The sequence below is a fragment of the Sphingobium sp. B2 genome (genome assembly GCF_007693735.1).
In the GTDB taxonomy this organism is placed as follows: domain Bacteria; phylum Pseudomonadota; class Alphaproteobacteria; order Sphingomonadales; family Sphingomonadaceae; genus Sphingobium; species Sphingobium xenophagum.
Map to the genome: position 1 here is coordinate 359,212 of NZ_VDBZ01000003.1, position 26,927 is coordinate 386,138.

The window sequence follows — 26,927 nt, forward strand, 5'->3', positions numbered from 1 at the left end:
GAAAGACAGCCATGAGCCGTGTCGCTACATTTTCGCTGCAAAATATCGTCGTATCGTCGATGCAGCAGTCCCAGCAAAAGCTGGCCGTATCTCAGAACCAGCTGGCCACCGGCAAGAAGGCGCCCGACTTCGCCTCGCTGGGCGCGGGCGCCATCCCGTCCCTGGCGGCCCATAGTCTGCTGGCGCGGCAGGAGGCCCAGGCGACAGTTCGCAGCCAGATCAATACCAAGATGTCGATCCAGGATTCTGCGATGAACGACATCACCGCTACCGCGACCGACCTCAAGAACCAGTTGTTGACGGTGATCGGCACTGGCCAGAGCGACGGGCTGCAAGCCACGATTGAGGGCGCGTTCCAGCAGTTCCGCTGGGCGATCAACATGAATGACGGCGGGGAAGCGCTGTTCGGGGGCAGCCAGACGGATAGCGACCCCTTTGCGCCGCAGACCTTCGACGCGCTGGCGACAACGGACGAGGCAGACGCCTTTCGCAACGATCAGGTCAAGGTGAGCGGCCATGTGGCTGATGGCGTAGACATGCGCTTTGGCGTGCTGGCATCCGACATCGGCACGGATATTTTCAAGGCCTTCAAAACCTTGGCACAAGCCGGCTCGATCGGTCGCACGCCAACGGAAGAGCAGAAAAGCGCAATCGAGAGCGCCATCACCCAGATCGACAAAGGACTGGACCGCTTGCAAGGCATTAATGCGGAAAATGGCCGCAAGATGGCGCAGCTGGAAGAATTGGATGCGCGTGCGGGCGCTCGCACTGTCTTGATGCAGGACATTATCGGCCATCATGAAGAGGCGGACCTTAGCCAGGTCGCGATCGACATTTCCCAGCGCAAGACAATATTGGAAGCGTCCTATTCGGTCTTTTCGCAGCTCTCCAAGCTGGGGCTGATCAACTATCTCAACTGACCCGCAGCCGGCCGGTCGCACAAGAAAAGGGGCAGGGACTTTCGCGTCCCTGCCCCTTTTTGTGCATTTGCCCGATGTTTCAGCCGCCCTGGGCTCGCCCTAATTCAAACAGATCGGCAAGTTCACCGGCGGGGCTGACCGATGGAAGGGCCGCCATCGCGCGCGCCACAGCGTCCGGTGTCAGGCTGCCGACTGGGCGTGTCACAAGATCGAATGCACCGGCGGCAGCCGCTCCGCGAAACGCTACGGCATAGCGCGCGCGCAACCGGCCAAGGTCGGCTTCGCGGCCGAGCATGGCGAGCGCAACGGCGCGGCGCAGGATCAGTGCTTGATCCACCTCCGCCATGGGGCCTTTGCCCGGCTGGGGAGGGGCGGCCTCCGCCAGCCGTTTCCAGTCGCGCGCCTGCCAGTCGATTTCGGCCATCAATCCCCCGCTGCCGGGCATGTCCGCCAAAATGGAGCGTGCCGCGTCATCCTTGCCCATCAGATGCAGAATGACGGCCTGAATGCGCTGGCGTGACCAACGCATCGCGTCGGGATAGGCGATATCGTCCGTTTCCCGGAGCGTCCGCATGGCCAGATCGGGACGGCGCGCCAATATCTGGAGCTTTGCTATCCTTTCGGAGAGCGGCCCCTTTTCGATATCCTGCGCGCGCGTCTTGAGCTGATAGCCCAGCAGTTCCGCCGCGCGTTCATAAAGGCCGGCTTCCTGCAATCCGCTGGCCAGGCGGTTGACCATCGCGTCCCCTTCCGCCCCGTTGGGCGCAAGATCCCGATAGTCCCAGAAAAGGCCCGCCGCCTGCGCGATCGGTATGGTGCTGGCCGGATCGAGCAGTTTTTGCAACTGCGCCTGAAGCGCTGCCATCATCGGGCCGGTTTCCTTGCCCATCGGATGATAGCGCAATAGGGCTGCCCCGGCCGAAAGCTGGCTGCGCATGTCGTGTCGCGTCTCGGCAAGGCGATAGCGCAGCCGCTGCGCGCGCAGTTCGATATTGTCGCCGCGCCAGACGAAGGCGATATGATCGAGCCGCTTCATCAGGTCGGCAGGCGCAGGTCCGCCATGGGCCACGGCCTGTTCCAGCGTCGTGAGTTCGGCATCGATCCGCTGGCGATAGTTGCCGCTGTGCGTGACACGCGCCAGACGCAGATTGCCCTCCTGCGCCCGCCCGCTGTTCAACATCGCCTGTCCGCGCAACAGATTGGCTTCCACGTCGCCGTCGCCCAGCTGACCCAGCCATTGTAGCGCACGGGCGTTATCGCCGGTCGCAAGGGCTGCGCGGATCGCCGCCAGCAGGAAGGGGCGAAGCGCCCATCGTTCACGTCCGGTGAGTGCTGGCCGTGCGCAGGGCATCTGCGCCAGCGCGCCTTCAGCCTCGCCCTGCCGCGAGAGAAGCAGCATGCGCCAGGCGCAGGCTTCGGCATTGTCCACCAGCATCGGATGATTGAGCGCGGTCAGCGCATCGATGTCGCGCGCAGCGAGTGCGTTCGCTGCCCCCAGCGCCAGCCGATAGGCCGGGACGAGAGGCAGGTCTGGATCATCCTGCGCCATGAGCGCCAGCAGGCCGATGGCTTCGGCGCCGTGGACAGTGCCGATATAATGACGCGCAACGCCCCAGCGCCATGCCTGTCGACCGTCCAGTCCCGCGGTGACGAGGGCGCGCGCTGTCAGATCCGCCGCGCGCACCTGCCAGCCATTGGGCGCGGCAATGATCGGCGTTTCGGCTAGTTCGGCGGCGAAGCCTGGCAATGCGGCGCGATGAGCCATCGCTCCTGCTGGCTTGGCCGGGTGCACGGTCGCAGCATCATGCGTCTCGGGCATGCCATGATCAACGGGCGGGGCGTTGCCGCCCGCCAATATCGTGGCGGCCATCAACCAGGCGAGGCGACCAGCGCGCATCAGACCAGGCCCAGCATAGGCGCCAGCGCCACAATCGCTGCGCCGCCCACAAAACCGCACCCAAGGCAAAGCGCGATCACAATCAGCGAAATCCCCCGCGCCTGTTGCTGCTCTGTCCCTTCGACGGGCGTGGCGCCTGCCTGATCGGGCGCCCCTTGCGACGCCTGCGCACCATCGTCGGGCCGTCGGCGCTCGGGCGTGCCAGCCACCATCCGCACCTTGCCCGGCTTTTGATCGCGGCTCATTCGTCAATCTCCTGTCTTCTGATGCTATTATAGGAAGAATGATGTTGGTGCGGCCTGCTGGCCGCGAATGATGGAACCCATGATGCGCCGACTGGCTTTCTCTCTCGCCCTGCCGATCTTGCTGGCACAATCTCCCGTCCTTGCGTCAAGCGGCGGCGGCGAAGGCGGCGGGACAGGCGGCCTCATCCCCATGGACATGATCACCGTGCCAATCATTGATTCCGACCGACTGATCGGCAAGCTGCGCTTCAAACTTGTGCTGGAGCCACATGACCCGGCCGCTGCCACGCGACTGGCTGGTCAGGCAGCACGGTTGCGCATGGCGGCCATGAGTGCGGGCAATGAATTCGCCCGGCTTCAGGTCACGCCTTCGGAACCGGTGGATGTAGAGGCCCTTGTCCACATATTGGAAACGGCGCTGCACGGGGTCGATGACGGCGTGCAGAAAGTCCTGATCGTGGAAGTGGCGGCCACCCGATAAGGATAGCCGCCACTTTCTGCGATTATTTGCGGGCGGTCGTCGCCGCTGGCGGCGTTGAAGCGGCGGGAGAAGCGCCAGGCGTCAAAGCCGGGGCTGGTCCCGCGACCGGCACCTTCCCTATGGCCGCCGCGCCGACACCGGGCATAGCGGGCAAAGGCTGACGCAAGGCCGTCACCGTCGGCCGTTTCCCCGCCAGCGCCATGCTGAGACGCGCCGCTGCGCCAGGAGCCATCGCCGCCATGATCATCGCCGTGGAACGTTCACGCATGCGTTTGGCGACAGCGACCTGAACATCCAGATCGAGTTGTTCGAACACGATCGCGGCCTTCGCTGGCTTCATCGCCTGATAGACGCGGGCAAGCGCATCGAACTGGTTGGGCTGCGGCGGCCCGTCAGGCTTCCCCGCCTGATCGGCGGCGGCCTGTTCCTTGGCGGAGCGCGCAGTCATGTCCGCCTTCAGGCGATTTTCGGTCGCCTTGACCATCTGCTCGCGCAGTTTGAGCGCCCGTGCCCGCTCGGCCGCCTGGGCTTCGCGTGCCTGCATCTCTCGCGCGATGGTTGCGCCCAGTCGCGTGGCGACGGCATTGGCCTGCGGATCGGCGGCCGCGCTCATCGCACTGGTGACGATCGACAGGGTCGCCGCGCCGCCAGTGAGAAGGAGGAGCCAGGAGCGGTTATGCATCACGCGGCTTCCTGTACCTGGGCATCGTCGAGGTCATCGTCCTGAGCGGCGTCGAGATCGGCCGGCACGTCATGGACGCGCCCTTCGATCGCAATGCGGGTGCGACCATAATCGGCGACCAGCGCGCGCAGCGAGGCCAGTTCGCGATCGGGACCGTCCATGGCAGGCGGGCTTGCGGCCGGGGCCGGGGCCGGGGCCGGGGCCGGGGCCGGCATGTCCTCAGCCGGGGCGGGATGGGCCGCAACTGGCTGGGGCGCAACAGGCTGGGCTGGGGCGGCAGAAGCCGATGGGACGGATTGCGGCTTTGGCGCTTCGGCCAGACGCGACGCCATATTGTCGGCAATTTCGATCATCATGCGCAGTTCGTCGCGAAGCGCCTCACCCTCGGCCAGAACCCGTGCATTCTGCGCCCCCTCCTCGGCAAGGATGAGCTTGAGCTCGCCAAGCACCTTGCGCGCCTGGCCGGTCGCGTGATCCAGTCCGAGCACGACCGTGCCCATCTGGCTGATGTTTACCGCCTTGAGATTGCGCATCATACGCGCGCTCTGGATCAGCACCGCCAGACACAGGATGATGGTCAAGGCGTTGGCGATCAGGCCGGGGCTTGGAAGAATGAAACTGGTCATCATGACTTTTTCCTTGCAGCGATGCCGGTCATCAGACTGACGGCAATATGGTTGCGACGCTGGCCGACCTGCCCCATCGCAAGAGGAACCCCCGCACATTCGATCGACAGAGGTTGGTCGGGCACATTGTTGAAACTGATTGTCTGGCCGACGGTGAGCGAGCGCACTTCGTCCAGGCGCAGGCTGCGCTCACCCAGCACGACGTCCAGAGTGACGTCAGCCTTGCGCAGTTCGTCCTCCATATGCGCCTGCCAGATATTCTCGCGGCCAAGCTGTTCGCCCATGAAGCGCTGGATCAGCTTGGTGCGCACCGGCTCCAGTGTCGCGTAGGGAAAGAGCAGGCTGAAGCGCCCGCCCCGCCCGTCAATATCGACACGGAAGGTGGCGACTGCCGCAACATTGCTGGGCCGGGCGATCGCGGCAAAGCGGGGATTGGTCTCAATCCGCTCAAGTTGCAGCGTGATCGGTTCGATCGGCTCGAACGCCTGGCCGAATTCGGCGAGCGCCAGCGTGATCATCTTGGATACCAGATTGGATTCGATGGTGGTGAAATCGCGGCCGTCGATCATCATGTTGCCAAGGCCGCGACGCCCGCCGAGCAAAGCGTCGACGACGGCGTAGATGAGGCTGGATTCAACCGTCATGATCCCATAATTGGCCCATTCCTCGATCCGCACGACTGCCAGCATCGCGGGCAACTGGACATGCCCCATGAAGTCGCCGAAGCGGACCGAGGTAATGTCTTCCAGGCTGACGTCGATGGCATCGGATGTCAGATTGCGCATGCTGGTGGCAAAGGAGCGGACCATGCGTTCGCAGACCACTTCCAGCATCGGCAATCGTTCGTGACTGACGATCCGCGATTCCAGCACGGCGCGCAGGCCGCTCCGCCGCTCCATCGGTTCGGCCGGCACGTCGCCAAACAGCGCGTCGATCCCGGCCTGGTCAAAATGGTCGATGCCATCCATCCCGGCAGCGGGCGGATCGGGCAACTCTATGTCGTCGAACGGCTCGTCGCTCATTGTTGCACCAGATCCTGGATCAATATGTCCTTGACCGCGTCCTTGCCGACGACATCGGCAGCGCGCAGCAGCATCTCTTCCTTGATGCGAAACACCGCAGCCGACCCGGCAAGATCTTCCGGGCGCAATTCGCGCAGGAAGGGCTGGTAGGCATCTATGATCGCAGGCAGGCGCGCCTTGAGCTCTTCCGCGCCGGCAGCATCCTTGGCGACCAGCATGAAGCGGAGCTTGAGATAGCGTTGATCGCCGCCTGCCGTGCGCAGGTTGAGCACCATGGCAGGCACGTCGACCAGCGAAGCGGAAGGATCGGCATCCTTGCCTTCGCCCTCCTCTTGGGCGGGCGGGGCATGTTCGGCTTCCGCCGCTGCTTCCTCTCCTTCGGGGGCTTTCCCGCCCATCAGGGCGAAAGCTGCGCCGCCGCCGCCAAGCAGCAACACCGCAGCGGCAGCAGCGATCATCTTCTGCTTTTTGCCGAAGCGTGCGGGCTTGGGCGCAGATGCATCCTCGGTGCCTTCCTTCTTGTCCTTGCTTGCGGCCATCTGCCCTGGGTCCCTTTTTCCAACTGCGCAAAATCCGACGTGATCGAAACGAACGGACATTTCTTTCCTATTATAGGATCGAAGGTCGGCAATTTTTGCCTGCCTCAACAAAATTTGAAATTTGCCGAGGGACGCAGGATGGATATTCCCGGTTATGTGCTGCTGAGCCAGGAACAGGCGCTCAAGCGACGGATGGACATAGTGGCCAACAATATGGCCAACAGCAGCACGGTGGGTTTCCGCCGCGAGCAGCCCGTGTTCCACGAACAGGTCGAGCGCGCCCGCGAAGCGATGGTGAGCGACGCCAAGCCAACATCCTTCGTGCTGGATTTCCGCGCCATCCACGACACGAGCGCGGGCGCCTTTCAGCCGACCGGCAATCCGCTGGACATGATGATCGAGGGGCCGGGCTATCTGGCGGTGCAGATGGGCGACGGGACGAGCGCCTATACGCGCGCGGGCTTCGTAAAGGTGGATGATGGCGGCCAGCTGGTCACCGCAGGCGGGCAGCCGATATTAGATGAAGGCGGCAGCGCGATCAGCGTCCCGACCGAAGAGGTCGCTACCCTGGCCATCGGCCGCGATGGAACGGTCTCCACCCGCACGGGAACGATCGGACGGATCGCCATCACGGTTTTCGACGATGAAACCGGGGTGGCACCGCGTGGCGACGGCATGATGAACGGAACCGGCGGGCGGGTACTGCCAGCTGAACAGACCAGGTTATGGACCGGCGGTGTGGAAGGCTCCGATGTCCAGCCCATCGCCGAAACGACAGCCATGATCGACATTTTGCGATCCTATCAGAGCTGTATCCACATGGCCGACAGCCTGAACGACATGCGCAAGCACTGTCTCTTATACACATCTAGATGTGTATAAGAGACAGGGTGTGGAAGGCTCCAATGTCCAGCCCATCGCCGAAACGACAGCCATGATCGACATTTTGCGATCCTATCAGAGCAGTATCCACATGGCCGACAGCCTGAACGACATGCGCAAGCAGGCGATCAGTCGCCTGAGCCGCATCAACTGATCCCCGAAAAAAGGAGAACCCCATGCGATCCCTGTCCATCGCCGCGACCGGCATGCTGGCGCAGCAGACCAATGTCGACGTGATTTCCAACAATATCGCCAATATGAACACCACCGCCTTCAAACTGCAACGGGCCGAATTTCAGGACTTGCTTTACCAGCAGGTCGCGCGGCCGGGCGCTGCATCGGGCGGGAACGAGGCCAAGATCCCGGCCGGCATCCAGATCGGCGCTGGCGTGCGTACCGGCGGCGTCTATCGCATCGCCGAACAGGGCGCCTTGACCCAGACCAGCAACCGGTTCGACGTGGCGATCCAGGGCCAGGGCTATTTCCAGATCACGCTGGCATCGGGCGAAACCGGCTATACCCGTGATGGATCATTCCAGTTGTCCGACCAGGGCGAACTGGTGACATCGCAGGGATTGCGCGTGCAACCGGGCATTACCGTGCCGCAGGGCGTGGTCGATGTGGTGATATCCCGCACCGGGCAGGTGCAGGTCAAGACAGCGGACAGCCCGCAAATGCAGACCGTCGGTCAACTCGAACTCGCCAGCTTCGTCAATGAAGCGGGGCTGGAAGCGCAGGGCGACAATCTGTTCACCGAAACCGACGCATCGGGTCAGCCGACGGTCGCTGCACCGGGAGAGCCGGGACTGGGTACGCTTGCACAGGGTTATCTGGAAGCGTCGAACGTCAATCCGGTGAGCGAGATCACCGCGCTCATCAGTGCGCAGCGCGCCTATGAAATGAACAGCCGCATCGTCAAGACCGCCGACGAAATGCTGGCGACCACCAGCCAGCTGAGGTGAGCATCATGAAAGCGCGCTATCTTGGACTATTTGCCGCGTTGCTGGTGCTTCCGGCAGAAGCCATCCAGGCGACAGGCTCCGTCGCATCACCGGCCATTGACGTCGACGTGCTGGTACGACCGATTGCCCGCGGCGAACGGATTTCGCCGGTCGATTTCATGCCCGCCGCGTTGCCGCAGGCGGAAGCACGCGGCGCGCTGCGGGCCGCAGATGTCACGGAGGTTGAGGCGCTTCGTCCATTGACCGCCGGACGGGTGGTGCGGGCGAGCGACATCCAGCCGGTCCAGCTGGTGCGACGGGGTGAACCGGTATCCATAGAGATGCGAAGCGGCGCGCTGATGATCGCGGCGGCCGGACGGGCTCTCGGCAATGGCCGGCAGGGCGACCCGGTGCGCGTGTGCAGCACCAGCACCGGGTCGCCCTGCCGGCCATTGCCGAGAGCCCGTCCGGCCGCCGTGATCATCAGCGCGCCGCTTCGCATCTCTATCTGTCTCTTATACACATCTAGATGTGTATAAGAGACAGCGCTTGCACAGGGTTATCTGGCTGTCTCTTATACACATCTAGATGTGTATAAGAGACAGGTGCTGGTGCTGAACACGCGCACCGGGCGCACGATCGACGCGGTCGTTGGCGGTCCAGGCAAGGTCCTGGTGAGGCTGCCATGATTTTTACAACGGAGTTTCCCCGATGAAGGGCATTGCACGTCATCTCCTTCCCTGCCTGCTACCCATATTGGTCTTGCCCGGATGCGGCACGATGGGGCGGTTGTCCCATGTCGGGCGGCCACCGACGATGAGCGACATGGGCGCGGTCGAAAGTCCGACCATCGAACAGTCGATCGCCGCGCGCACCCCGCCCCACGCCATTGTCAGCACGGCGGTCGGTCCGACGACATCCGCGCCCAGCGCATCGCTGTTCCGCACTGGCGCGGGCGCATTGTTTCAGGATCAGCGGGCAAGCCAGATCGGCGACATTCTGACCATCAAGGTCAACATCGCCGACAAGGCCGACATGGGCAACAGCACGAGCCGATCACGCGATGGCAGCGAGAGCGCCGGCGCGGGGTCGCTGTTCGGGCTGGAAAAGGTGATCAAGAAAGCGGTTGGCGTCGACACGGCCAGTCTGGTCGACAGCACATCCAAATCCAAAAATAGCGGTGCGGGCACGACCAGTCGCAGCGAAACGGTCAATATGACGATCGCAGCGGTCGTTACCGGGGTTTTGCCGAACGGCAATCTGGTCATCCGTGGACGACAGGAAACGCGCGTCAATTTCGAACTGCGCGAACTGATCGTCACGGGCATCGTTCGTCCGCAGGACATTGCCCGCGATAACAGCGTCCAGCACAGCCAGATCGCAGAAGCGCGGATCAGCTATGGCGGCAAGGGCCAGTTGACCGATGCACAACAGGCGCGCTGGGGCCAGCAATTGCTGGATATTCTTTCACCCTTCTAACCCTTTGCGACGGGGCTTCCTCCCCGGCCCTTGTCGCCCCGACCGCACGGCGATGGCTGCCCCCGGCCATCGCCGTGCGCTTTTGTCCTGGGGCTGCCATGCGTGGCTAAACGCGTGTTAACCATCAAAAATTGCAGGATGATTTTGGTTATCCAATATATTTTCCCACAATATAGTGTGGGCTCTGAAATCAGGTCCATCGCGGGGCGGCGTTTCCGTCCCAGGACCGCAGAAGCGGTCCTTCATCCTAGAAAAGGATATGAATATGGGCTTTTCCGTTAACACCAATGTCGGCGCCATGGCGGCTCTCCAGAGCCTGAATGAAACCAACAAAGGCATGTCGCAAGTTCAGAGCCGCATCAACACCGGCCTGAAAGTTGCGTCGACCAAGGATGACTCGGCTTCGTACACAATCGCACAGTCGCTTCGCGGCGATCTGGGCGGTTTGCAGTCGGTGTCCGCCTCGCTGAGCCGCGCCAAGAGCGTGACCGACGTGGCTGTCGCCGGCACGGAGCAGATTTCCGACCTCGTGAACCAGATGAAGGCGAAGGCGACCCAGGCCGCCGACGACGGCATCGACACCGCGAGCCGGGATGCGATCAACAAGGATTTCGTTGCCCTGCGCGACCAGATCACCACGATCGTCAATTCGTCCGAGTTCAACGGGACCAACCTGCTGAAGACCGGCGGTGGCACCATCACGGCTCTCCAGTCGCTCAAGGACGGTGACACGACCTCCGCGACGACCTGGGACCCTGACTCGCTGACCGTTGCCAACCAGGGTCTTGACCTGGGTGGTTCGGTCGTCACGGTCGCGGATACCGACGAAATCGCCACCCAGGCTGATGCCCAGGCGATGGTCGATACCCTGACCACGACCCAGCAGAACCTTGCCACGTCGCTCAGCGACTTGGGCGCTGGTTCGCGCAAGATCGACGCACAGATGAGCTTCACTGGCAAGCTGTCCGACGTCATCGAAGCGGGCATCGGCAATCTGGTCGACGCCGACCTGGCCAAGGAATCGGCGAAGCTGCAGGCCCTTCAGGTCAAGCAGCAGCTGGGCGTCCAGGCTCTGTCGATCGCCAACCAGGCGCCGCAGACCATCATGTCGCTGTTCCGTTAAGGGGCGATATGCGGGCACCTTCCCGCTTTGGAGGGGGCCAGGAGGGGGCCGGGCCTAAGTCCGGCCCCCATTTTTTTCTCCCTTTGACGGACGAGCGACATGGGATTGGGCTTTGATGAGGGGATGGACAGCGTTGCGACACGACGCGTGAGGGAAATGGAAGATGCCTTTGGCATGACGCTGACATTGTCAGTGGAACCCTATCCCGGCGGTGCCACGATCCTGATCGAAAGATGCGATACGCAACAAAGCATCATGATGGACGCCTATGGTGCCGAGATATTGGCGGCCATGCTGCTATTGGCCAGGATGAACAGTCCAGATCCGGTCCCCGACGAACATCTGGGCGGCCGTTTTCCGTTGCATATCGCTCTGGTCGTGGACCCCGCTCCGCATGTCACGGTTCTGGACCGGGACGGCGCTCTGTTGCGGCTGCCCGTACATCTGTGGGATCGCCTCTATCTGGAACTCACGCTGGCCTGCGCGCATGCGCGCGAGATGGCGCGACAAGGCGGGTCGGTCCATTGAACTACCTACGTATGACTCCTTAGCGGGATGTTGCGAATAGCGCGACGCGTCGGTCCATGGCAAAGGATTGCGAACAGGAGCTGGACGGTCGCAAATCGTCACTTTAAAAGAAGCTGGCAGGGCTATGAAAGAATTTCCGTTTATAAAGACAGATCATATTCATGATCGCCGCTTTCAATATACATTGGATATAGTTGTACAGGACGCCGAACAATTGTGGATCAGCGCAGCAGCGCGGTGCAGCAGTTTCGGCGGCATGGACGATGAAGATATTGAGGATGTCATCGGGCCACGACAAGACCCCGACATTGCCGCGTGCCTCAGCATGCTGATGGCCCCTTCGGCAATTGCAGGGTGTCAGGCCATCGATTTTGCCATCATGCCCGCCCAGGCGGTGTGTGTGGTCACCGATTGGGCGCAAGCACAGCCTCAGGTCGGCTATTCCATCGTTGAATGAGAGCGGCCTGATCGGTCGCCATATATCCCTGCTTCCTGCCATCTGACATAGTCCTTCCAGGGCATGTCAGATGGACTGCGGGGGACAGCCCAGTCGCTGTCCCCCCTACCCGCTTCTTTCATAAAAAGGCCCGGTCTTGCGTTGTGCAAGGCCGGGCCTTTCCTTGTGCCAGGGACGGCTGAGCTGGTTCATCCGTCCCCAAAGGAAAACGGCGACGCGCCATGGGGGGATGCGCGCCACCGTAATCGATTGTCATGGACGACAGATGGCCTGAAAGGCCTGCGAAGCGAGCGACCGAGCGGTGGGGACCTTAACGATGGTCGCTCGCCTCTGATTTCATTATAGGATGAATTTGGCTTTAGCGGTGTTTGTCAGCATATTTTAGTTGGCGTTGTAGAGACCTGCGACGGCGCTGGCTGGATAGTTCACGCCGTTGGCCGTCAGCGTCGTGACGCCGTTTTCGACCGTCACGCCGTCTACCACCGCCATACCCTGAATGGAGAGCGTGGCGGCGTTGCCGCTGCCGTCCGTGCCTTTGAGGCCCAGTGTATAGCTGCCCATCGGCGCCGTGCCGCCGCCTGCGAGCGCACCGTCCCAGCGGAAAGTACCGGTCTTGGCAGGGTCGATCGCCTGGGTCGCCACGACCGTGCCCGACGCATCGGTGATCGTCGCCTCCAGCGAGGCAAGGGTGCGATCCGACGTCCAGCCCCAGCGCGCGCCATCGTCGCCCAGTGGCGATACCGCACTGTCGAACCGCGCCTCCCGCCCGATGAGGGAGGAGGACTGGGTCAGATCCTGGCTGGACAGCCGCGCCAGAATATCGGTCAGCGTAGTGTTCTGCTTGATCGATTGTTCGACCTGCGAATATTGGACGAGCTGCTGGGTATATTGCGCTGTGTCCATCGGGTTGAGCGGGTCCTGATTCTGCATCTGCGTCGTCAACATCTTGAGGAACATCGAAAAGTCGGCCGTCAGCTGGCTCGTAGCGCCCGTTGTTGCGCTACTGGCGACGCCTGCCGTCTGCATTGCGGCAATGGTCATCAGATTATCCTTTCATGCCAATCGGTTGACCAGGCCGGCCCGCGCCCGCAATGGTCGATAGAGTGTTGTCGCTTCATCCACGCCGTCATCAGCCGACCTGTCGGCGCGGCTGGCGCCCCACGCGACGCGAGGGCCCTGCCCGTCTTTCTGTCCGCCTTCTCCGCCAGAGAAGCGGAAACTGCGCGCATCCGTCTGCACGCCTGCATCGCTCAGGTTGCTGGCCAGCGCATCGCTATCGCGTCTCAGCATGTCGAGAACAGCCATATTGTCGGCGGAAATCGTCGCGCGCAGTGGCCCTTCGCCCAGGAACTGCAACCGCACCACAATTGTCCCATGGTCGGCCGGGCGCAAACGCAGCAAAAATTCCTCACGACCGATCGCGGCATTGCGCGCGATTTCAACGGCCATGTCGGGTATCAATGTGTCGACCGAAGCCCTGCCCGACGGCGCGACTGGTGGTGGGGGTGACGGCGATGCCGCCGCCGACGCCATATCGCCTGTAGCTGACAATGGCGCGCCCGCGCCCGTCCATGCTACGTGCGGCGCAGGCTGCGAGGGCGCCACAACAGGCGCGCTTGTGTCGACATGGGGTGTAGTCGCCGCCGATGGGATTGTCGGATGGGGGCGCGATATAGCCGGCGCCGCATCGACCGGCTTATCGGTCTTTTTGGGTCCGCCGGGGGCTGCGCCATCGATCGCATCGTCTCCAGCATCCCGGTCCTTCGGGGGCAGTGGATCAAGGTTCGCCAGCATTGGTCCGCTATCGGCAGCGACGGGAACAGGCGCCGGATTGCCGGGCACTGGGTCATCCGCTCCTGCCTTGGCCGTTGTGCTTGCCTCTTCGCTCGGTGGCAGGTCGGCTGGCGGCAACAGAATGATCGGGTCATCGCTGGCCTGGGACGATGGCGGGACAGGCGCGTCCAACGGCGCAGCGACCGCCATGTCCCCCGCGGTTTCCGCCACTAAGGGGCTGGTAGCGGCATTTCCGGCATCGAGCATGTCATGCAGGCGGATCGCCTGCGGGTTGGCTTTCGCCAGAGAGGTATCGGCCGTCGATTGGGGTTGCCCTTCCGCCCCGCCGGAGCCGTCATCCCCGCGAACCAACGCGTCGAAATCGCGTCCCTCCCGGGCGCGATCCATAGGGCGATCGACACTGTTCGAACCGGGCTTGGCCGGGGCCGTCATCTGGGGACGAGGCGCTTGGCTTGCGTGCATGGCTACTCCGGGCACCGACTTGTTCCTCTATTATAGGCGATGACGCGACGCTTCGGCATGTCAGCCGATCGCCCCAAGCGAACGCACCCGTACGCGCGGATGGATTTCATTCTGGGACAGGACCACCGTCGCCGGGCGGACCCGTTCTATGATGGAACGCACGAAGGGGCGGATCGAAGGATTGGTCAATATGCAGGGGATTTCGCCATCGCCCGCCAGCCGATCGTAAATTTCACGGACATGCGCGATGAAGCCCTGAAGGCTGGATGGCGCCATCGCCAGATGGCGTTCATCCCCGTCCCCGACCACGCTTTCGCTAAATTCCCGGTCCCATTCGGCCGAGAGCGTGACGATCGGGATCGCGCCGTTGCGCACCTGTTGTGACGAAATCTGACGTGCCAGACGCGCGCGCACATATTCCGTCATCTGCGTGATATTGTGGGTGAGCGGCGCTGCTTCGGCAATCCCTTCCAATATGGTGGGCATGTCGCGCACCGACACGCCTTCGGACAGCAGGTTTTGCAGGATGCGCTGAACCCCCGACACCGAAATCTTGGTCGGGATGAGTTCGGCGACGAGCTTTTCGCTGTCCTTGTGCATGTCACTCAGCAGCTTCTGCGTCTCGGCATAGGACAGGAGATCGGCGATATTGTCCTTCACCAGTTCGGTAAGATGCGTGGTGACGATCGTGCCGCAATCAACGACGGTCAGGCCACGGAAGCTGGCCTCTTCGCGCAGGTCGCGATTGATCCAGAGCGCAGGCAGATTGAATACCGGCTCGCGCGTTTCCTCGCCCGACAGGCCGATTGGCCCGCCGCCCGGATTGATGACCATCAACTTGTTGAGTTGCACCTCACCCCGGCCGACTTCGACTTCGCGGATATAGACGACATATTCATTGGCGGTCAGCGCCATGTTGTCGAGGATACGGACAGAAGGCAGGACAAAGCCGAAGTCGGTCGCCATCTGCCGCCGCAGCGCGCGGATCTGATCGTCAAGCCGCGGTTCGGCATTGGCGCCGTTGGCGATAGGCAGCAGGCCATAGCCGATCTCAATCCGGACGGGGTCGATCGACAGCGTTTGGGCGATCGGCTCATCAGCCACGCCTGCGCCGCTGTCCTGCGTCGTCGCTGCCGTCTGTTCCTGGATCGCCTTGAGCGCCCGCGTTTTGGAAAGCGACCAGGCTGCCCAGGCACATGAACTGCCCAGCACCGCGAAGGGAATGAAAGGCAGGCCGGGAAGGAGCGCCAGACCGATCAGCAGCACTGCCGACATGCCGAACGCCTTGGGGAAACGGCCAAGCTGTTCACCGAGCGCTTCGCCCGCGCGGCCATTCATCCCGCCCTTCGACACCAGCAGGCCAGCCGCAGTCGAGACGATCAGGGCCGGGATCTGGCTGACCAGGCCGTCGCCCACTGTCAGGATGGTATAGCTGTTGAAGGCCGTGCCGATATCGACGCCATGGATGATGACGCCAATGATGATGCCGACAACGACATTGATGCCCGTAATCAGCAAACCAGCGACGGCATCGCCCTTCACGAATTTGCTGGCGCCGTCCATGGCGCCAAAAAAGGCACTTTCCGATTCCAGCTCGGCCCGACGCTCGCGGGCGGTGGTTTCATCAATCATGCCCGCGTTGAGATCGGCGTCGATCGCCATCTGCTTGCCAGGCATGGCATCCAGACTGAAGCGCGCCGCGACTTCGGCGATCCGGCCCGCGCCCTTGGTAATGACAACGAAATTGATGACGATCAGGATGAAGAAGATGGTGATGCCAATCAGCGTCTGACCGCCCATCAGAAATTCGCCAAAGGCCGCGATAACACCGCCAGCGGCGTGCGATCCTTCATGACCGTGCGACAGGATGAGCCGGGTCGAGGCAAGATTGAGCCCCAGCCGCAACATGGTGGCGATCAAGAGGATCGTGGGGAAGGCGGACAGCTGCAACGGCTTTTCGATGAAAAGCGCCGTCATCAAGATCATGACCGATATGGTGATGGAGATGGCAAGGCCAAAGTCCAGCAGCCAGCCGGGCATGGGCAGGATAAGCATCGCGATGATGGCGACGACCGTAGCCGCCAGCGTCAGATCGCGCCCGGCGCCCATGCGCTGCATCCAATGGTCGAACGAACCCTTCATGATCCCCTCAGTCCCTCAATCAAAATGGCGCGACGGAGTAGCCAGCATCGATGAAGCTGCGCAGCTTGTTGCGCATGGTGCGCACCGAGATGCCCAATATGGTCGACGCGGTGGTACGATTGCCGCTGCAATGTTCCAGCGTCTGGAGGATCAGCGCGCGTTCGACGTCCGCCATCGAGCGGCCAACCAGACCATCGACCGGTAATCCGTTCGCGTCGAACTGCGCAGCGGTCGGCATGGCAGACGCGCCGAACTGGCGACCATCCTGCAAGACGATAGCCTGTGCAGTGATCGTGCCGCCCCGCGCCAGCAGGACTGCCCGGACCATCACAGCCTCCAGTTCGCGGACATTGCCGGGCCAGTCATGCGCTTGCAGAAGATGCAGGGCATCAGGCGAGATTGACGGCACCGGCAGCCCGTCACGCTGCGCTGCCTCACTGGCAAAGGCCGCTGCAAGCAGGCCGATGTCCGACCCCCGGCTGCGCAAGGGCGGCAGCGTGACTTCGATCATCCCCAGATGATTGAGCAGGTCGGCACGGAAATGGCCATCCGCCACCAATTGCCGCAATTCCACGCTGCTACTCGCGATCAGACGCGCAGCGCCGCCGGTCCGGGCGGTCGAGAGCATGCCCGACCGTCCTTCACGCAGCAGATCCATCAAGCGGGCCTGAACTGAAGGCGCCATGCCGCCGATTTCGCGGATGAAAAGCGTACCCAGCCGGGCTTGCTCTATCCGGCCCGTCCGGCGCGACACCGCGCCGTCAAATGCGCCTTTCTCATAGCCGAATAATTCGGCATGCAGCATGTCTTCGCTGACGCCGCCGCATTCGACCGTCACGAACGGGCCATCGCGACGCGATGCATCATGGATGGCCCGCGCCATCATTTCCTTGCCAGTACCGGCGTCACCCCGGACCAGGATCGCCGCCGATGCGGGCGCCATGGCCAGGCCGAAATGCATCGCCTGAACCAGCGCCGGGCATTGCCCGATAATCTCCGTACGGCCACGACGTGCGACCGATGCGATCGCTGCCGCGATCAGTTCCCGGTCGGGGGGCAGCGGGACATAATCTTTCGCCCCGGCGCGGATCGCCGCCACGGCCCGTTCCGCCGGCGCTGCAATGCCGCAGGCCAGCACCGGCACGGCAAACCGCTCTGCGCGCAACTGCCCAATGAAAGCAGGCACATCCAGATCCACGTCCGCCATCACCATATCGCTGCCTGTGACGCGCAGATGATCAATCGCGGCCTGTGCATCGTCGAACGGGGTGACTTCCGCCCCGGCCTCTATCGCCATGTCGGCCGCCAGCCGAAACGCGCTGCCAGCCTTGCCCAGCAGCAGCATGCGAACGGGCGTCTGTTCCTTGTTCACCATCAATTGTCCTGCCGCACGATTTCCGTCAGCGTCACGCCGAGCATATTGTCGATCATCACGACTTCGCCGCGTGCGATCAGACGGTTGTTGACCAGAATATCCACGGACTCGCCGATCCGACGGTCGAGTTCGACGACCGTCCCCGGTTTCATGGCCATGAGATCAACGATCGGCATCCTGGCGCGCCCCAATATCGCCTGTACACGGACGGGGACGTCGAAGACCGCATCCAGGCCCTGCGCCATTTTATCGTCGCAGGCCGACGATTGGGGCATGTCGAAGGCAGAGGCGGGCGACGTCAGCGCACTGGCCGCGTCGCTGGCCATGCTGCCGGAGCCGGTGGCATTATCCATATTTTTCTCCATCAGCTATTCATCCACTGGCGAATGACGGAAACCGATTCAGCAGGGTTGGCGGTAATTGTTTCGCCGATGCGCCGCAGCGAGGAGGCCTTGATGCCCCCTTCCACCTGGGCGAGCGCGATTTCATGATCGATCTGGGCCATGTGCGACGGGCCATCGCTGGTCAGCGCACCCACCGGGCCAGCGCCGGGCAGCTGGGTAGCGGCACCGGCCTCCGTCGCCAGTTGAATGGGATTGGCAGTCTGCGTGGGTGCACTCACATCGGCCGCACCGCGCGTCCGCAGCATTTTGAGAGCGAACAGGCCAATCCCGCCGATCACGAGCAGTTTGAGCACCGTGAAGATATGATCCATCGGCAGGCTGGACAGGATGCTGCCCATGTCGGTCATTTCATCGGGCTGCGTAAAGGCCATGCTTTCCACAGCCACGCTGTCACCCCGATCAGCCTTGTAGCCGACAGCATTTTCCACCAGCCGGGTGATGCGCTGCAATTGCTGGGTGGGTAGCCCCTTGGCGCCACCGTCCACCATCACCGCAACGGTCAGGCGCTTGATCGCGCCAGGCTGGCGTACCGATACGATATTGGTACGGCTATTGTCATAGCTGGTGTCTTCCGACGTTTCGTTGCTGTTGGATTTGCGACCCGAATTGCCCCCGCCAAAGGCGCCGGTTGCGTCGGGCAGCTGGTTGGACACCGTGGCGCCATCGGACCCTGAGTCATTTTCCTGGCTCTGGTCGCCGCTTTCCACCGTCACCTGATGGGAAATGACCTGTTTGTCAGGGTCAAAGACCTGGGATTCCTCGCGGCGCTGGTCGCGGTCGATCTCGGCGGAAACTTCCGCACGGACCTTGCCCATGCCCACGATTGGTTCGATCAGGCTTTCAATCTGTTCGCGCAGGCGCGCTTCTGTCGCGGCCTGAAGTTCGTCGGTCTGGCCTGTGCCGGCTTCGCCAGCCCGCGCCAGCAGGCGGCCGGTCTGGTCGATGATCGACACCGATTCAGGCGACAGTTCGGGCACGGACGCTGACACGAGATAGCGGATGGCCTGGATATTTTCAGCCGCCAGCGGGCCGCGGGTACGGAGCGTCACGCCCGCCGTCGCCTTTCGTCCTTCCGTAGCGAACAGCGCGCGTTCGGGCATGACAATATGGACACGGGCGTTGGATACCGATTCCAGAGTGGAAATGGACCGTGCCAGCTCGCCTTCGATCGCGCGGGTCTCGTCGATCTTTTCGCGCGCCGCCGAAAGGCCGAAAGGCGTGGCGCTGTCCAGCACTTCATAACCGATCTTGCCGCCGATCTGGTCGCCCGCCATGCTCATGCGCAACTGGGGCAATTGCTCCCTTGGCGCCATGATCGCGGTGCCATCACCAGACAGCTGGAACTGCACGCCCTGGGCGGACAATTTCGTCGCGATCGTCTGCGCGGCCGATGGATCAAGGTCCGTATAAAGGAAATCCATGTCGCTGCCGGTGCCGCGCACCGCCAGGAAGCCAAGTGTAGCCAGCAAAAGAACGGCAACCCCGCCCATAAGATACATTCGGCGGGTGCCGATCTGGCTCAGGAAATTCTGGATGGCGTTCAAGCTGACCTCGGTAACCCGGCGGGGACGGGAATGTCGCCCATGTCAGCATTATAGGAAGAAATTGCCGGGCGACGTTTTGTGCCTAGGCAATTTTTTCCGCGTCGTCCTCATCAGGCGTGGCATCGCCATCATCGGCAATGCACCTTGTCGCTTCGTCATCCTGAAATGCATCCGCGACCGGCCGGACCACCGGCGCAGACGCAGCGATCAGCGGCGCGATTTCGGCCAGAACCGCCGATCGACGTGCGTCAGCATCCAGTTCAAGACCGCCCGTATCCCAGAGAAGGCGCGCGTCGCCCATGGCAAGGGCAGGATCGGCGGCTACGATCAGATTGAGCTTGCGACGGTCCTTGCCCTGACGTTGCGTGATACGGCCCTCAACATCCTCCACCAGGTCAGGGTGAACGCTGATGACGACCTCCTGACCTCGCGCGATCTGGAGCAAAACCCGGCCGATCGCATCGTCAATCGCTTCAGCGGGGGCGAGTTCGAGTGCGCGTGCCGCCATGATGTCCGCCGCCGCGACGGCCGTCAGCGCTGCTTCGCGCCCCAGCCGCGCCAGTGCGTCTGCCTGAACCGCGTCTATATCTTCCAGACTGGCCTGAAGCGCGTCGATCGCCGACAAAAGGGCTGTATCACGGTCAGCGCGAGCGCTGCTTAGGCCCGCCTCAAACCCCTCCGCCCGCGCAATCGACACAGCGGCGGCATTGCCAGCCCTAACAGCCTCCAGTTCGGCATGGAGCGCGGCAATGCGCAGCGCCATGTCGAGCGCCGTTTCCGGCACGTCCGCTTCGGCGATGGGAAAGACCCGGTCGAAAGTGAAGGGACGGGTATGAAAGCTGGCGTCCACCGTTGCAAAATCCTCTGATTAGTCGACGGGCAGGATCAATAGATCATCGCTTCATCATTTTTGGGATCGACCAGAACGATTTCGCCGCGGTCGGCCAGCGATTTGGCGAGCCGGACGAGCTGCGACTGGGCTTCTTCGCATTCGCGAGCGCGGACCGGGCCCATCGAGGCCATGTCTTCGCGCATCATCTTGGCCGCACGTTCGGTCATCGCGCCCAGGAACAGCGTGCGCATGGCTTCGGGCGCACCCTTGAGCGCGAGCGCCATCATCCGCTTGTCGGCATTCTTCACTACGGTTGCGATCGCCGGGGGCAGGAGATTGCCCAAATCCTCGAACGTGAACATGAGCGCCCTGATCCGTTCAGCCGAGTCCGGCGCGCGGTTGTCGAGCGCAGTCAACATGGCTTCTTCGGTGCTGCGGTCCAGCGCATTGAACAGTTCCGCCATCAATTCGTGCGGATCGCGCCGCTGCGAGCGGGACAGGTTCGACATGAATTCGTTGCGCAGCGTTTCCTCTATCTCACCGACAATTTCCTTTTGCACTGGCTCCATCCGCAGCATGCGCTGGATAACGTCGATCGCAAAATCGCGCGGCAATGCGGCCATGACACGCGCGGCATGTTCGGACTTCAGCTTGGTCATGATGACCGCAACGGTCTGCGGATATTCGCCGCGCAGATAGGAAGCGAGCACGGCTTCACTGACGTTGGAGAGCTTGTCCCACATCGTCCGACCGGAAGGTCCGCGAATATCCTCCATAATCTGTTTCGCACGGTCCGGCGCCAGCACGTCCTGCAACAGTCGCTCGGTGGTTTCGTAGGAGCCGTGCAGGGAGGAGATGGTCGACACTTCGGTCGAAAATTGCAGCAGCAGATGTTCGACGACGGCCGCTGGCACGCTGCCAAGCTGCGCCATGATGGTCGAGAGTTCCTTGATTTCCTCGACCGACATCTGTTCCCACAGCGTCGATCCATTGTCCGCCCCAAGCGCCAGCAATAGCGCGGCTGCACGCTGCGGTCCTGAATAGCGTTTCAGCTCCGGTGGCTCGGTCGTCATGGGTAGCATGGCTGACATCGGATTAACCCCAAAAAATGAATCCCCACCCGCAATGCGGGCCATTTCCCTCCTATTATAGGAAGGTGGAGATTGTTTTGGTGATGATGGGGGAAAAAGTGAGCGGAGGTATCTCAAGCAGTTTGGCGGGGCTCAGCCTGTTGTCGGGAGACAATATGCTGTTCAGCACCTACTATTCGAACGACACCAGCATCACCGCCGATTCCGTTGCCGTACGCAAGGCGAAGGCGAATTTCACCCTGTCCGCCACAACCCCGCCCTGGAAGGAGAGCAGCAAAACCAGCCAGTCCGACAGCAGTCGGATCAGCGCGATCAAGAAACTGTCGTCCATCATCGACACCAAGGTAGCCAAGGACAGCAGCCTGCCCGACGATGTCAGGACCAGCTTCGTCGCCTACAAGGCGCTGGACAGCCTGCGTCTGTTGTCCGAAGCGGCCAGTGCCAAGACAATCACCGACAGTCAGCGGCAGGCGCTCAACAAGACATTCCTCAAGGGCCTCTCCGACCTGCAAAATTTCCTGGGGCAAGCGCCCTCTGACAAGCTAGATCTGGCCTTTGCCCAGACGGCGCGTCGCGCCGATAGTGTGGCCATTCCGGCCGTCAATGTGACGGGCGATGTTAGCGGCAAGGGCCTGGTAGCGACCCGCTCGACTCCCATTCCAGGCCTGACCGGGACGGAGCGCTTCACCCTCGCGATCCAATCCTACAATGGCGATGGCAGCGTGACGGTCGATCTGGCCGGAACGCCGCAGCCCCCTACCCTCGACAGCGTCGCCGACGCCATAAACGGCGCGATCGCGGCAGTGCCACTGCGCAACCCGGACGGAAGCGTGGTGCTGGACGCAAATGGCAATCCGACGCCCAAATGGCTGGTGCGTTTCGTCCCGGACAAGATGACCGACAGCTGGGGATTCAAGATAAAGTCGCCGCGCCTGGAAGATGTTTCCATCACGCAGGACAATGCGGGCGACGCGTTGATGATTGCGGCGGATGGTCAGGACGCAAGCGGAGCGCCGCGTGTCGGGCTGATGCGGCTGGACGATCCGGGCGGCGACAATGTAATGAACAGCCTGAATTCCATCACCGCGCTCGACACGGCGGCAACGGCGCGGGCCAAGATGCTGGCTTCCGCCGCCAAGCCCGTCAAAGGCACGACCCCCAGTGAGCCGGTGATCCATGCGGCCATTTCCGTGCAGGCCAGTGCGACAGATGCGAGCGGCATGACCTATGTTCTGGGCACATCGGCCGGCGACATGGGATCGAACCGGGTGACGGGCGAAAAGGACCTGTTCCTCAGCAAATTCGACAGTCAGGGCAATATCGTCTGGCAAAAGATGCTGGGCGCGGCCGGCGGGTCGGAAGGTGCAGCGCTGAGCCTGACCCATGATGGCGACATCGTCATCGCCGGGACGGTACAAGGCCAGTTCGATGGCCAGAACAGCGACGGTGACATGATGGTTGCGCGTTACAGCGCAACCGGCGAGAATGAATGGACCACACTGGTCCGGGCCACTGGCGCCGACAGCGCGAAGGCGATCGTAGCGGCGGACGATGGCACGGTCTATGTCGGCGGACAGGCGGCGAGCGGCGCTGGAGATGCCTTTCTGGCCCGTATCGACAGCGGCGGCGTGGTGCGGGAACGTCGGCTGATCGACGGCGGCGCGGGGGACAGCATCCAGGCGCTGGCGATAGACGCGGATGGCAACCTCCTGTCCCTTGCGCGGACCGGCGGAACGAACAGCGTCATGCGCCTGGCCGCCGGATCGCTGGCCACGGAAATCGGCCGGCTGGACATTGGCGACGGCGATGCCCGCTTTCTGGCGGTCGGCGACAATGGCGAAATAGCGGTGGGCGGGGCGACGCGCACTGCCATGTCAGGCACGCAGGCCAACAGCCTGAGCGGCGACCGCGACGGCTTCGTCACCATGATCGACAGCGGGCTGGGGACCGCGACGACGCGCTATCTGGGCACCGGATCGGACGACCAGATCGACAGCCTCTCCTTCATGAACGGCACATTATATGCGGGCGGCCGAACCAGGGGCGTCATGGGCGCGGCGCGGACAGGTACGCAGGACGGCTTCGTCGCGGCGATCGATCCGTCCAGCGCGACCGTCAGCTCGATCCGCCAGTTCGGTCTGGCCGGCAAGGAAACCGGCGCGGTTCGCCTGTCGGCGATGACCGGCGGCAACAATAGTCTCGACGCGCTGGGCCTACATAGCGGTAGCCAGCTTTCGGGCGCTTCGGCCCGGCTGACAGCCAACACCAGCCTGCGCGCAGGCGACGAATTTGCCATCAAGGTAGAGGGCGGCGCGACGAAGAAGATCGTCATTCAGGCCGATGATACGCTGGCGACGCTAGCCGCCCGCATGATGTCCGCGACTGGCAAGAAAATTGCGGTGACGACAGCCAAGACGGACGCCGGATCTGTCCTGCGGATCGAGGCCAAAACGGGCTTTGCGGTGGAACTGATGGCGGGCGCACAGGGCAAGGATGCGCTTGACAAGCTTGGCCTCTCGCCAAGGCGGCTTTCGATCGCAAATCTGAGTGGCCCGAAGGATCCGAAGGTCATGCCAGGTGGCGCCTATGGCCTGGGCCTTTCGGAATCGCTGGCGCTAGACAGCGCAGATTCCGCAAAGGCAGCACTGGGCCAAATCAAGAGCGCCATTTCGATGACCCAGACCGCCTATCGCTCCCTCTACTGGGACGATGGCAAGGCCGCGACCGTCAACAATCTGGCGCTGGGCAAGTCGGGCACCGTATCGGCATATCAGTCGGCGCAACTGGAGCGGTATCAGGACGCCCTGTCGCGCATCAACAATATTCTGGCCGTTTGAGGAGGTAGAAGCGCTATGTCCAATTCCCAAGGATCGCTGATTTCCGGCCTGGGCCAGGCCATGCGCCAGCTTTACAGGCAACAACAGGTCATCAGCCAGAATGTCGCGAATGCCGATACGCCCGGCTACAAGGCGCGGGAGATGGCCGCCCCCAGTTTCGCTGGCATGGTGCAAAGTGGCGGGGGCAAGGTCGGCAGGCCGACGGTGGAACTGAGCGAAGGCATGGCCCGCCTGGGCGCTAAGGCACCACGGTCTGGCGCCATCGTGCTGGACCATGACGTTACCGAAACGAAGCCGGACGGCAACAATGTCACGCTGGAAGAACAATTGCTGAAACTGGGCAATGTGCAGGCGGATTTTGCCGCCATGTCCAACCTTTATCGCAAGCAGATGGACCTTCTGAAAACCGCGCTCGGCCGCAACGGCAGCGCGTAACGAAACCGCCCGGTGCGCCGAAGGGCGGCCGGGCGGACCATGGCGACGGGACGCAGGCTCGTGGGAGAGGCGATCAGTCCCGCTCGATCCGCCACGCGGCCTTGCGCAGATTATGCGCCGCCGCCTGAAGATCCGGATCATCCTTGAATGCTTCGGTCGGGTCCGGCGCAAAGCCAAGCGCTTCCATCAAGGCCCAGAGCGCGAACCGCCGCTGGCCATCCTGTTCAACGCCAAGGTCGATCGACAGCCGTTCGCGTCCACGCTCGATCGCTTGGGCGTCCAGGGCATCGGGATCGTCCGTCCCGAAATAGTGATGCAGCAAGCCGTCCAGGTCCATGCCGCCCCTGTCGCAATTTGCGGGGCCGCAGGCAAGGGCGCTCAAAGGCGATAGTTGATCGACAGCGGTGCATTGCCCTCCCGCAACGACACGCGCCCGGCGGGACAATAGGATTCCGATCGACGGCCAGTCAGCCTTTGCATTTCCTGGCCGACAGCGGACAGCATGTCGCCGGACAAGTCGATCTGGCGTTGCAGAATGTCGGCATTGACCTTGGCTGCATTTCTAAGGTCGTGCAGTATCCGGTCCATCTCCGCGCGCTTTTCATCACCCATGTCGTGTGGCCAGTCGGCGTAACGCCGGTTCAGTGCGGCAAGGCTGGATTCGAGGCGATTGACCAATTGTCCCTTCGCCTCGGCCAGATCCGAAAGACCCGGACAGCGACCCATCAGCGCCAGCGTCTCGCTTTCCTCCTCCATTACCTGGATGAGCGAATGCACCAGCCCGAACAGATCGTCGATCATGGCCGTGATCATGGCTGTGTTCCTTCCTGCAATCTAATGATCTGCGCGCGTACCGCGTCGGACAGGCCGATCCCCCCGCGAGCTGCAAATTCCCTGCCGAGCTTTTCCGCCAGGATACCCCGGAACATCTCCTCGCCATGGCCGCCGCCAAACGTCTGGTCGACCTCGACGCTTTCCAGCATCATCTGCGCCATCTGGCCCAGGAACACGGCCTCGAAATCCCGCGCGATAGCCTCAGGCCCGGCGGCGGCCCTGGTTCGGGTTGCAGCAGCAGACGGAGCCGATGCTGGCGTGATCGGCAAGGATTGCATGATGTCCATCATTGCACCTCTATGTCGGCTTGCAGCGCGCCAGCGCTGCGCAGAGCCTGAAGAATGGTGATGAGATCACGGGGCGACACGCCAAGCGCATTGAGGCCGCCCACCAGCGACCGCAGCGATGCGCCCTCCAGCATGGCGAGCGACTTGCCTGCGCCGTCATCGACACTGATCTGGGTTCTGGGCAGCAACTGCGTCGTGCCTCCCGAAAGGGGCGCTGGTTGCGATGCGACCGGATTTTCCGCCACACTGATGGTCAGACCGCCCTGAGCGATGGCAACGGGGCTGATCTTGACTTCACTGTTCATGACGACAGTGCCCGATGCTTCGTTGACGACGACGCGGGCAGGCTGATCGACTTCGACCGACAGATTTTCGATCCGCGTGACAAGATCCATGACGCTGCCCTGCGCGGTGCTGACCGGGGCAATTTCTACCGTGGCGGGGTCCAGCATTCGTGCAGCGCCGCGGAAATTGCCATTGATGACATCAGTGATCCGCCGCGCGGTCGTAAAGTCGGGATTTTTGAGCGCAAGCTTGAGCGTGCTGGCCGAACCGAACGTAAAAGGGACTTCGCGTTCGATAATGGCTCCACCCGCCACGCGGGCGGAGGTGGATACGCCACGGCTGATATTGGCGGCGGCCCCCTGCGCCTTGAAGCCGGACACGGCGACATTGCCCTGCGCGACGGCATAGGTGTTACCATCCATGGCGCGCAACGATGTGGCGATGAGCGTTCCGCCCTGCAGGCTGGTCGCATCGCCCAACGCTGCGACCTGGACATCGATGGTCGATCCCGCGCGCGCAAAGGGCGGCATAAGGGCAGTGACGGATACGGCGGCCACATTCTGGGTCCGCATCTGTGAATCGCGCACGTTGACGCCCATCCGCTCCAGCATGGCCTGCATCGATTCCTGCGTGAAGGGCGCATTGCGCATCCGGTCGCCAGTGCCCGCAAGACCCACAACCAGGCCATAGCCGATCAGCTGGTTCGAGCGGACATTTTCAACATCGACAATATCCTTGATCCGCGACCCGGCCATGGCGGACGGTGCGCCGCACGAAAGGGCG

30 protein-coding genes are annotated in these 26,927 nt (G+C 62.6%); 12 read left to right on the forward strand and 18 right to left on the reverse strand.

Going from position 1 to position 26,927, the window contains the following annotated elements; translation table 11 throughout:
• Positions 1-11 precede the first annotated feature (11 nt).
• Complete coding sequence (locus FE851_RS20050) at positions 12-920, forward strand: flagellin (protein WP_145206433.1); 909 nt, start codon at positions 12-14, stop codon at positions 918-920.
• Between the two features lie 79 nt (positions 921-999).
• Here the strand turns inward: FE851_RS20050 and FE851_RS20055 are convergent, their stop codons facing one another.
• Both FE851_RS20055 and FE851_RS20060 read right to left on the reverse strand, forming a co-directional pair.
• Positions 1,000-2,817, reverse strand: coding sequence for a hypothetical protein (locus FE851_RS20055; RefSeq protein ID WP_145206436.1), 1,818 nt, complete (start codon positions 2,815-2,817; stop codon positions 1,000-1,002).
• Positions 2,817-3,062 carry a hypothetical protein gene (locus FE851_RS20060; protein ID WP_145206439.1) on the reverse strand — a complete coding sequence of 82 codons (246 nt, stop codon included), beginning with the start codon at positions 3,060-3,062 and terminating at the stop codon, positions 2,817-2,819. Before FE851_RS20060 ends, FE851_RS20055 begins: the two co-directional genes overlap by 1 nt.
• Positions 3,063-3,141: 79 nt before the next feature.
• On the opposite strand from FE851_RS20060, the gene FE851_RS20065 reads away from it, so the two are divergent.
• Complete coding sequence (locus FE851_RS20065; RefSeq protein ID WP_261371100.1) at positions 3,142-3,543, forward strand: hypothetical protein; 402 nt, start codon at positions 3,142-3,144, stop codon at positions 3,541-3,543.
• A 22-nt stretch (positions 3,544-3,565) separates the two neighbouring features.
• Here the strand turns inward: FE851_RS20065 and FE851_RS20070 are convergent, their stop codons facing one another.
• The 4 genes from FE851_RS20070 to FE851_RS20085 are packed head-to-tail and all read right to left on the reverse strand — an operon-like array spanning position 3,566 to position 6,412.
• The gene (locus FE851_RS20070) at positions 3,566-4,225 is read right to left on the reverse strand and encodes a hypothetical protein (protein ID WP_186378937.1); all 660 of its coding nucleotides are present in this window, start codon (positions 4,223-4,225) and stop codon (positions 3,566-3,568) included.
• The gene (locus FE851_RS26320; protein WP_186378938.1) at positions 4,225-4,854 is read right to left on the reverse strand and encodes a DUF6468 domain-containing protein; all 630 of its coding nucleotides are present in this window, start codon (positions 4,852-4,854) and stop codon (positions 4,225-4,227) included. The genes FE851_RS20070 and FE851_RS26320 overlap by 1 nt, the downstream gene beginning before the upstream one ends.
• On the reverse strand, positions 4,851-5,873 hold the full coding sequence (gene fliM, locus FE851_RS20080) for a flagellar motor switch protein FliM (protein WP_145206445.1): 1,023 nt from the start codon (positions 5,871-5,873) through the stop codon (positions 4,851-4,853). The genes FE851_RS26320 and fliM overlap by 4 nt, the downstream gene beginning before the upstream one ends.
• Positions 5,870-6,412 (reverse strand): flagellar basal body-associated FliL family protein, encoded by a 543-nt coding sequence (locus FE851_RS20085; protein WP_145206448.1) that lies wholly within the window; start codon positions 6,410-6,412, stop codon positions 5,870-5,872. The genes fliM and FE851_RS20085 overlap by 4 nt, the downstream gene beginning before the upstream one ends.
• A 138-nt stretch (positions 6,413-6,550) precedes the next feature.
• Here FE851_RS20085 and FE851_RS20090 point away from each other — a divergent pair, with 138 nt between their 5' ends.
• From FE851_RS20090 to FE851_RS20125, 8 genes are all read left to right on the forward strand, one after another.
• Complete coding sequence (locus tag FE851_RS20090) at positions 6,551-7,294, forward strand: flagellar hook-basal body protein (protein WP_145206451.1); 744 nt, start codon at positions 6,551-6,553, stop codon at positions 7,292-7,294.
• Between the two features lie 10 nt (positions 7,295-7,304).
• A complete protein-coding gene (locus FE851_RS20095; protein WP_409994514.1) occupies positions 7,305-7,448 on the forward strand; it encodes a flagellar basal body rod C-terminal domain-containing protein in 144 nt (47 codons plus the stop codon).
• A 22-nt stretch (positions 7,449-7,470) separates the two neighbouring features.
• Positions 7,471-8,256 (forward strand): flagellar basal-body rod protein FlgG, encoded by a 786-nt coding sequence (flgG, locus tag FE851_RS20100; RefSeq protein ID WP_145206456.1) that lies wholly within the window; start codon positions 7,471-7,473, stop codon positions 8,254-8,256.
• A 5-nt stretch (positions 8,257-8,261) separates the two neighbouring features.
• Positions 8,262-8,774, forward strand: coding sequence for a flagellar basal body P-ring formation chaperone FlgA (gene flgA, locus FE851_RS20105; RefSeq protein WP_145206458.1), 513 nt, complete (start codon positions 8,262-8,264; stop codon positions 8,772-8,774).
• A 172-nt stretch (positions 8,775-8,946) separates the two neighbouring features.
• Complete coding sequence (flgH, locus tag FE851_RS20110) at positions 8,947-9,714, forward strand: flagellar basal body L-ring protein FlgH (protein WP_145206460.1); 768 nt, start codon at positions 8,947-8,949, stop codon at positions 9,712-9,714.
• A gap of 265 nt (positions 9,715-9,979) precedes the next feature.
• On the forward strand, positions 9,980-10,837 hold the full coding sequence (locus tag FE851_RS20115) for a flagellin (protein WP_145206462.1): 858 nt from the start codon (positions 9,980-9,982) through the stop codon (positions 10,835-10,837).
• 99 nt (positions 10,838-10,936) lie between these two features.
• Positions 10,937-11,365: a hypothetical protein gene (locus FE851_RS20120; RefSeq protein WP_145206464.1), complete on the forward strand. Its 429-nt coding sequence runs from the start codon at positions 10,937-10,939 to the stop codon at positions 11,363-11,365.
• 124 nt (positions 11,366-11,489) lie between these two features.
• Positions 11,490-11,822, forward strand: a complete 333-nt coding sequence (locus FE851_RS20125; protein ID WP_145206466.1) for a hypothetical protein — start codon at positions 11,490-11,492, stop codon at positions 11,820-11,822.
• 381 nt (positions 11,823-12,203) lie between these two features.
• On the opposite strand, the gene FE851_RS20130 is transcribed toward FE851_RS20125, so the two are convergent.
• The 8 genes from FE851_RS20130 to FE851_RS20165 form a co-directional block, all read right to left on the reverse strand.
• Positions 12,204-12,863 (reverse strand): flagellar hook assembly protein FlgD, encoded by a 660-nt coding sequence (locus FE851_RS20130; protein WP_145206468.1) that lies wholly within the window; start codon positions 12,861-12,863, stop codon positions 12,204-12,206.
• Positions 12,864-12,875: 12 nt separating this feature from the next.
• Entirely contained in the window at positions 12,876-14,078 is a 1,203-nt protein-coding gene (locus tag FE851_RS20135; protein ID WP_145206470.1) for a flagellar hook-length control protein FliK, read from the reverse strand.
• Positions 14,079-14,138: 60 nt separating this feature from the next.
• On the reverse strand, positions 14,139-16,220 hold the full coding sequence (gene flhA / locus FE851_RS20140; RefSeq protein WP_145206472.1) for a flagellar biosynthesis protein FlhA: 2,082 nt from the start codon (positions 16,218-16,220) through the stop codon (positions 14,139-14,141).
• Between the two features lie 19 nt (positions 16,221-16,239).
• A complete protein-coding gene (locus FE851_RS20145; RefSeq protein ID WP_261371101.1) occupies positions 16,240-17,595 on the reverse strand; it encodes a sigma-54-dependent transcriptional regulator in 1,356 nt (451 codons plus the stop codon).
• The gene (gene fliN, locus FE851_RS20150) at positions 17,595-17,948 is read right to left on the reverse strand and encodes a flagellar motor switch protein FliN (protein WP_186378939.1); all 354 of its coding nucleotides are present in this window, start codon (positions 17,946-17,948) and stop codon (positions 17,595-17,597) included. Before fliN ends, FE851_RS20145 begins: the two co-directional genes overlap by 1 nt.
• Positions 17,949-17,959: 11 nt before the next feature.
• Positions 17,960-19,543, reverse strand: a complete 1,584-nt coding sequence (fliF, locus tag FE851_RS20155; RefSeq protein ID WP_145206474.1) for a flagellar basal-body MS-ring/collar protein FliF — start codon at positions 19,541-19,543, stop codon at positions 17,960-17,962.
• Between the two features lie 82 nt (positions 19,544-19,625).
• Entirely contained in the window at positions 19,626-20,393 is a 768-nt protein-coding gene (locus tag FE851_RS20160) for a FliH/SctL family protein (protein WP_186378940.1), read from the reverse strand.
• 35 nt (positions 20,394-20,428) lie between these two features.
• Complete coding sequence (locus tag FE851_RS20165) at positions 20,429-21,448, reverse strand: flagellar motor switch protein FliG (RefSeq protein ID WP_261371102.1); 1,020 nt, start codon at positions 21,446-21,448, stop codon at positions 20,429-20,431.
• Positions 21,449-21,621: 173 nt separating this feature from the next.
• Between FE851_RS20165 and FE851_RS20170 the strand changes: the two genes are divergently transcribed.
• The gene (locus FE851_RS20170; RefSeq protein ID WP_261371103.1) at positions 21,622-24,303 is read left to right on the forward strand and encodes a hypothetical protein; all 2,682 of its coding nucleotides are present in this window, start codon (positions 21,622-21,624) and stop codon (positions 24,301-24,303) included.
• Positions 24,304-24,318: 15 nt separating this feature from the next.
• Positions 24,319-24,738, forward strand: a complete 420-nt coding sequence (locus tag FE851_RS20175; RefSeq protein ID WP_261371104.1) for a flagellar basal body protein — start codon at positions 24,319-24,321, stop codon at positions 24,736-24,738.
• Between the two features lie 73 nt (positions 24,739-24,811).
• Here FE851_RS20175 and FE851_RS20180 read toward each other — a convergent pair whose 3' ends face one another.
• The 4 genes from FE851_RS20180 to FE851_RS20195 are packed head-to-tail and all read right to left on the reverse strand — an operon-like array spanning position 24,812 to position 26,899.
• Entirely contained in the window at positions 24,812-25,075 is a 264-nt protein-coding gene (locus FE851_RS20180) for a hypothetical protein (RefSeq protein WP_145206478.1), read from the reverse strand.
• 41 nt (positions 25,076-25,116) lie between these two features.
• A complete protein-coding gene (locus FE851_RS20185; protein WP_145206480.1) occupies positions 25,117-25,551 on the reverse strand; it encodes a flagellar protein FlgN in 435 nt (144 codons plus the stop codon).
• Positions 25,548-25,862 carry a rod-binding protein gene (locus FE851_RS20190; RefSeq protein ID WP_409994515.1) on the reverse strand — a complete coding sequence of 105 codons (315 nt, stop codon included), beginning with the start codon at positions 25,860-25,862 and terminating at the stop codon, positions 25,548-25,550. Before FE851_RS20190 ends, FE851_RS20185 begins: the two co-directional genes overlap by 4 nt.
• Entirely contained in the window at positions 25,859-26,899 is a 1,041-nt protein-coding gene (locus tag FE851_RS20195) for a flagellar basal body P-ring protein FlgI (protein WP_261371138.1), read from the reverse strand. Before FE851_RS20195 ends, FE851_RS20190 begins: the two co-directional genes overlap by 4 nt.
• Between the last annotated feature and the right edge of the window lie 28 nt (positions 26,900-26,927).

What these genes read in the sequence shown, in the direction of transcription:
- FE851_RS20195 (WP_261371138.1), bottom strand. Translation starts at nt 26,899, where the DNA reads ATGGCCGGGTCGCGGATCAAGGATATTGTCGATGTTGAAAATGTCCGC.
- FE851_RS20135 (WP_145206470.1), bottom strand. Translation starts at nt 14,078, where the DNA reads ATGCACGCAAGCCAAGCGCCTCGTCCCCAGATGACGGCCCCGGCCAAG.
- FE851_RS20060 (WP_145206439.1), bottom strand. Translation starts at nt 3,062, where the DNA reads ATGAGCCGCGATCAAAAGCCGGGCAAGGTGCGGATGGTGGCTGGCACG.
- FE851_RS20055 (WP_145206436.1), bottom strand. Translation starts at nt 2,817, where the DNA reads ATGCGCGCTGGTCGCCTCGCCTGGTTGATGGCCGCCACGATATTGGCG.
- FE851_RS20165 (WP_261371102.1), bottom strand. Translation starts at nt 21,448, where the DNA reads ATGACGACCGAGCCACCGGAGCTGAAACGCTATTCAGGACCGCAGCGT.
- FE851_RS20170 (WP_261371103.1), top strand. Translation starts at nt 21,622, where the DNA reads ATGCTGTTCAGCACCTACTATTCGAACGACACCAGCATCACCGCCGAT.
- FE851_RS20125 (WP_145206466.1), top strand. Translation starts at nt 11,490, where the DNA reads ATGAAAGAATTTCCGTTTATAAAGACAGATCATATTCATGATCGCCGC.
- FE851_RS20180 (WP_145206478.1), bottom strand. Translation starts at nt 25,075, where the DNA reads ATGGACCTGGACGGCTTGCTGCATCACTATTTCGGGACGGACGATCCC.
- fliN (WP_186378939.1), bottom strand. Translation starts at nt 17,948, where the DNA reads ATGGATAATGCCACCGGCTCCGGCAGCATGGCCAGCGACGCGGCCAGT.
- flgA (WP_145206458.1), top strand. Translation starts at nt 8,262, where the DNA reads ATGAAAGCGCGCTATCTTGGACTATTTGCCGCGTTGCTGGTGCTTCCG.
- flgH (WP_145206460.1), top strand. Translation starts at nt 8,947, where the DNA reads ATGAAGGGCATTGCACGTCATCTCCTTCCCTGCCTGCTACCCATATTG.
- FE851_RS20145 (WP_261371101.1), bottom strand. Translation starts at nt 17,595, where the DNA reads ATGGTGAACAAGGAACAGACGCCCGTTCGCATGCTGCTGCTGGGCAAG.
- FE851_RS20085 (WP_145206448.1), bottom strand. Translation starts at nt 6,412, where the DNA reads ATGGCCGCAAGCAAGGACAAGAAGGAAGGCACCGAGGATGCATCTGCG.
- FE851_RS20130 (WP_145206468.1), bottom strand. Translation starts at nt 12,863, where the DNA reads ATGACCATTGCCGCAATGCAGACGGCAGGCGTCGCCAGTAGCGCAACA.
- FE851_RS20115 (WP_145206462.1), top strand. Translation starts at nt 9,980, where the DNA reads ATGGGCTTTTCCGTTAACACCAATGTCGGCGCCATGGCGGCTCTCCAG.
- fliM (WP_145206445.1), bottom strand. Translation starts at nt 5,873, where the DNA reads ATGAGCGACGAGCCGTTCGACGACATAGAGTTGCCCGATCCGCCCGCT.
- FE851_RS20050 (WP_145206433.1), top strand. Translation starts at nt 12, where the DNA reads ATGAGCCGTGTCGCTACATTTTCGCTGCAAAATATCGTCGTATCGTCG.
- flgG (WP_145206456.1), top strand. Translation starts at nt 7,471, where the DNA reads ATGCGATCCCTGTCCATCGCCGCGACCGGCATGCTGGCGCAGCAGACC.
- FE851_RS20070 (WP_186378937.1), bottom strand. Translation starts at nt 4,225, where the DNA reads ATGCATAACCGCTCCTGGCTCCTCCTTCTCACTGGCGGCGCGGCGACC.
- FE851_RS20090 (WP_145206451.1), top strand. Translation starts at nt 6,551, where the DNA reads ATGGATATTCCCGGTTATGTGCTGCTGAGCCAGGAACAGGCGCTCAAG.
- flhA (WP_145206472.1), bottom strand. Translation starts at nt 16,220, where the DNA reads ATGAAGGGTTCGTTCGACCATTGGATGCAGCGCATGGGCGCCGGGCGC.
- FE851_RS20120 (WP_145206464.1), top strand. Translation starts at nt 10,937, where the DNA reads ATGGGATTGGGCTTTGATGAGGGGATGGACAGCGTTGCGACACGACGC.
- FE851_RS20065 (WP_261371100.1), top strand. Translation starts at nt 3,142, where the DNA reads ATGATGCGCCGACTGGCTTTCTCTCTCGCCCTGCCGATCTTGCTGGCA.
- FE851_RS20185 (WP_145206480.1), bottom strand. Translation starts at nt 25,551, where the DNA reads ATGATCACGGCCATGATCGACGATCTGTTCGGGCTGGTGCATTCGCTC.
- FE851_RS20175 (WP_261371104.1), top strand. Translation starts at nt 24,319, where the DNA reads ATGTCCAATTCCCAAGGATCGCTGATTTCCGGCCTGGGCCAGGCCATG.
- FE851_RS20190 (WP_409994515.1), bottom strand. Translation starts at nt 25,862, where the DNA reads ATGATGGACATCATGCAATCCTTGCCGATCACGCCAGCATCGGCTCCG.
- FE851_RS26320 (WP_186378938.1), bottom strand. Translation starts at nt 4,854, where the DNA reads ATGATGACCAGTTTCATTCTTCCAAGCCCCGGCCTGATCGCCAACGCC.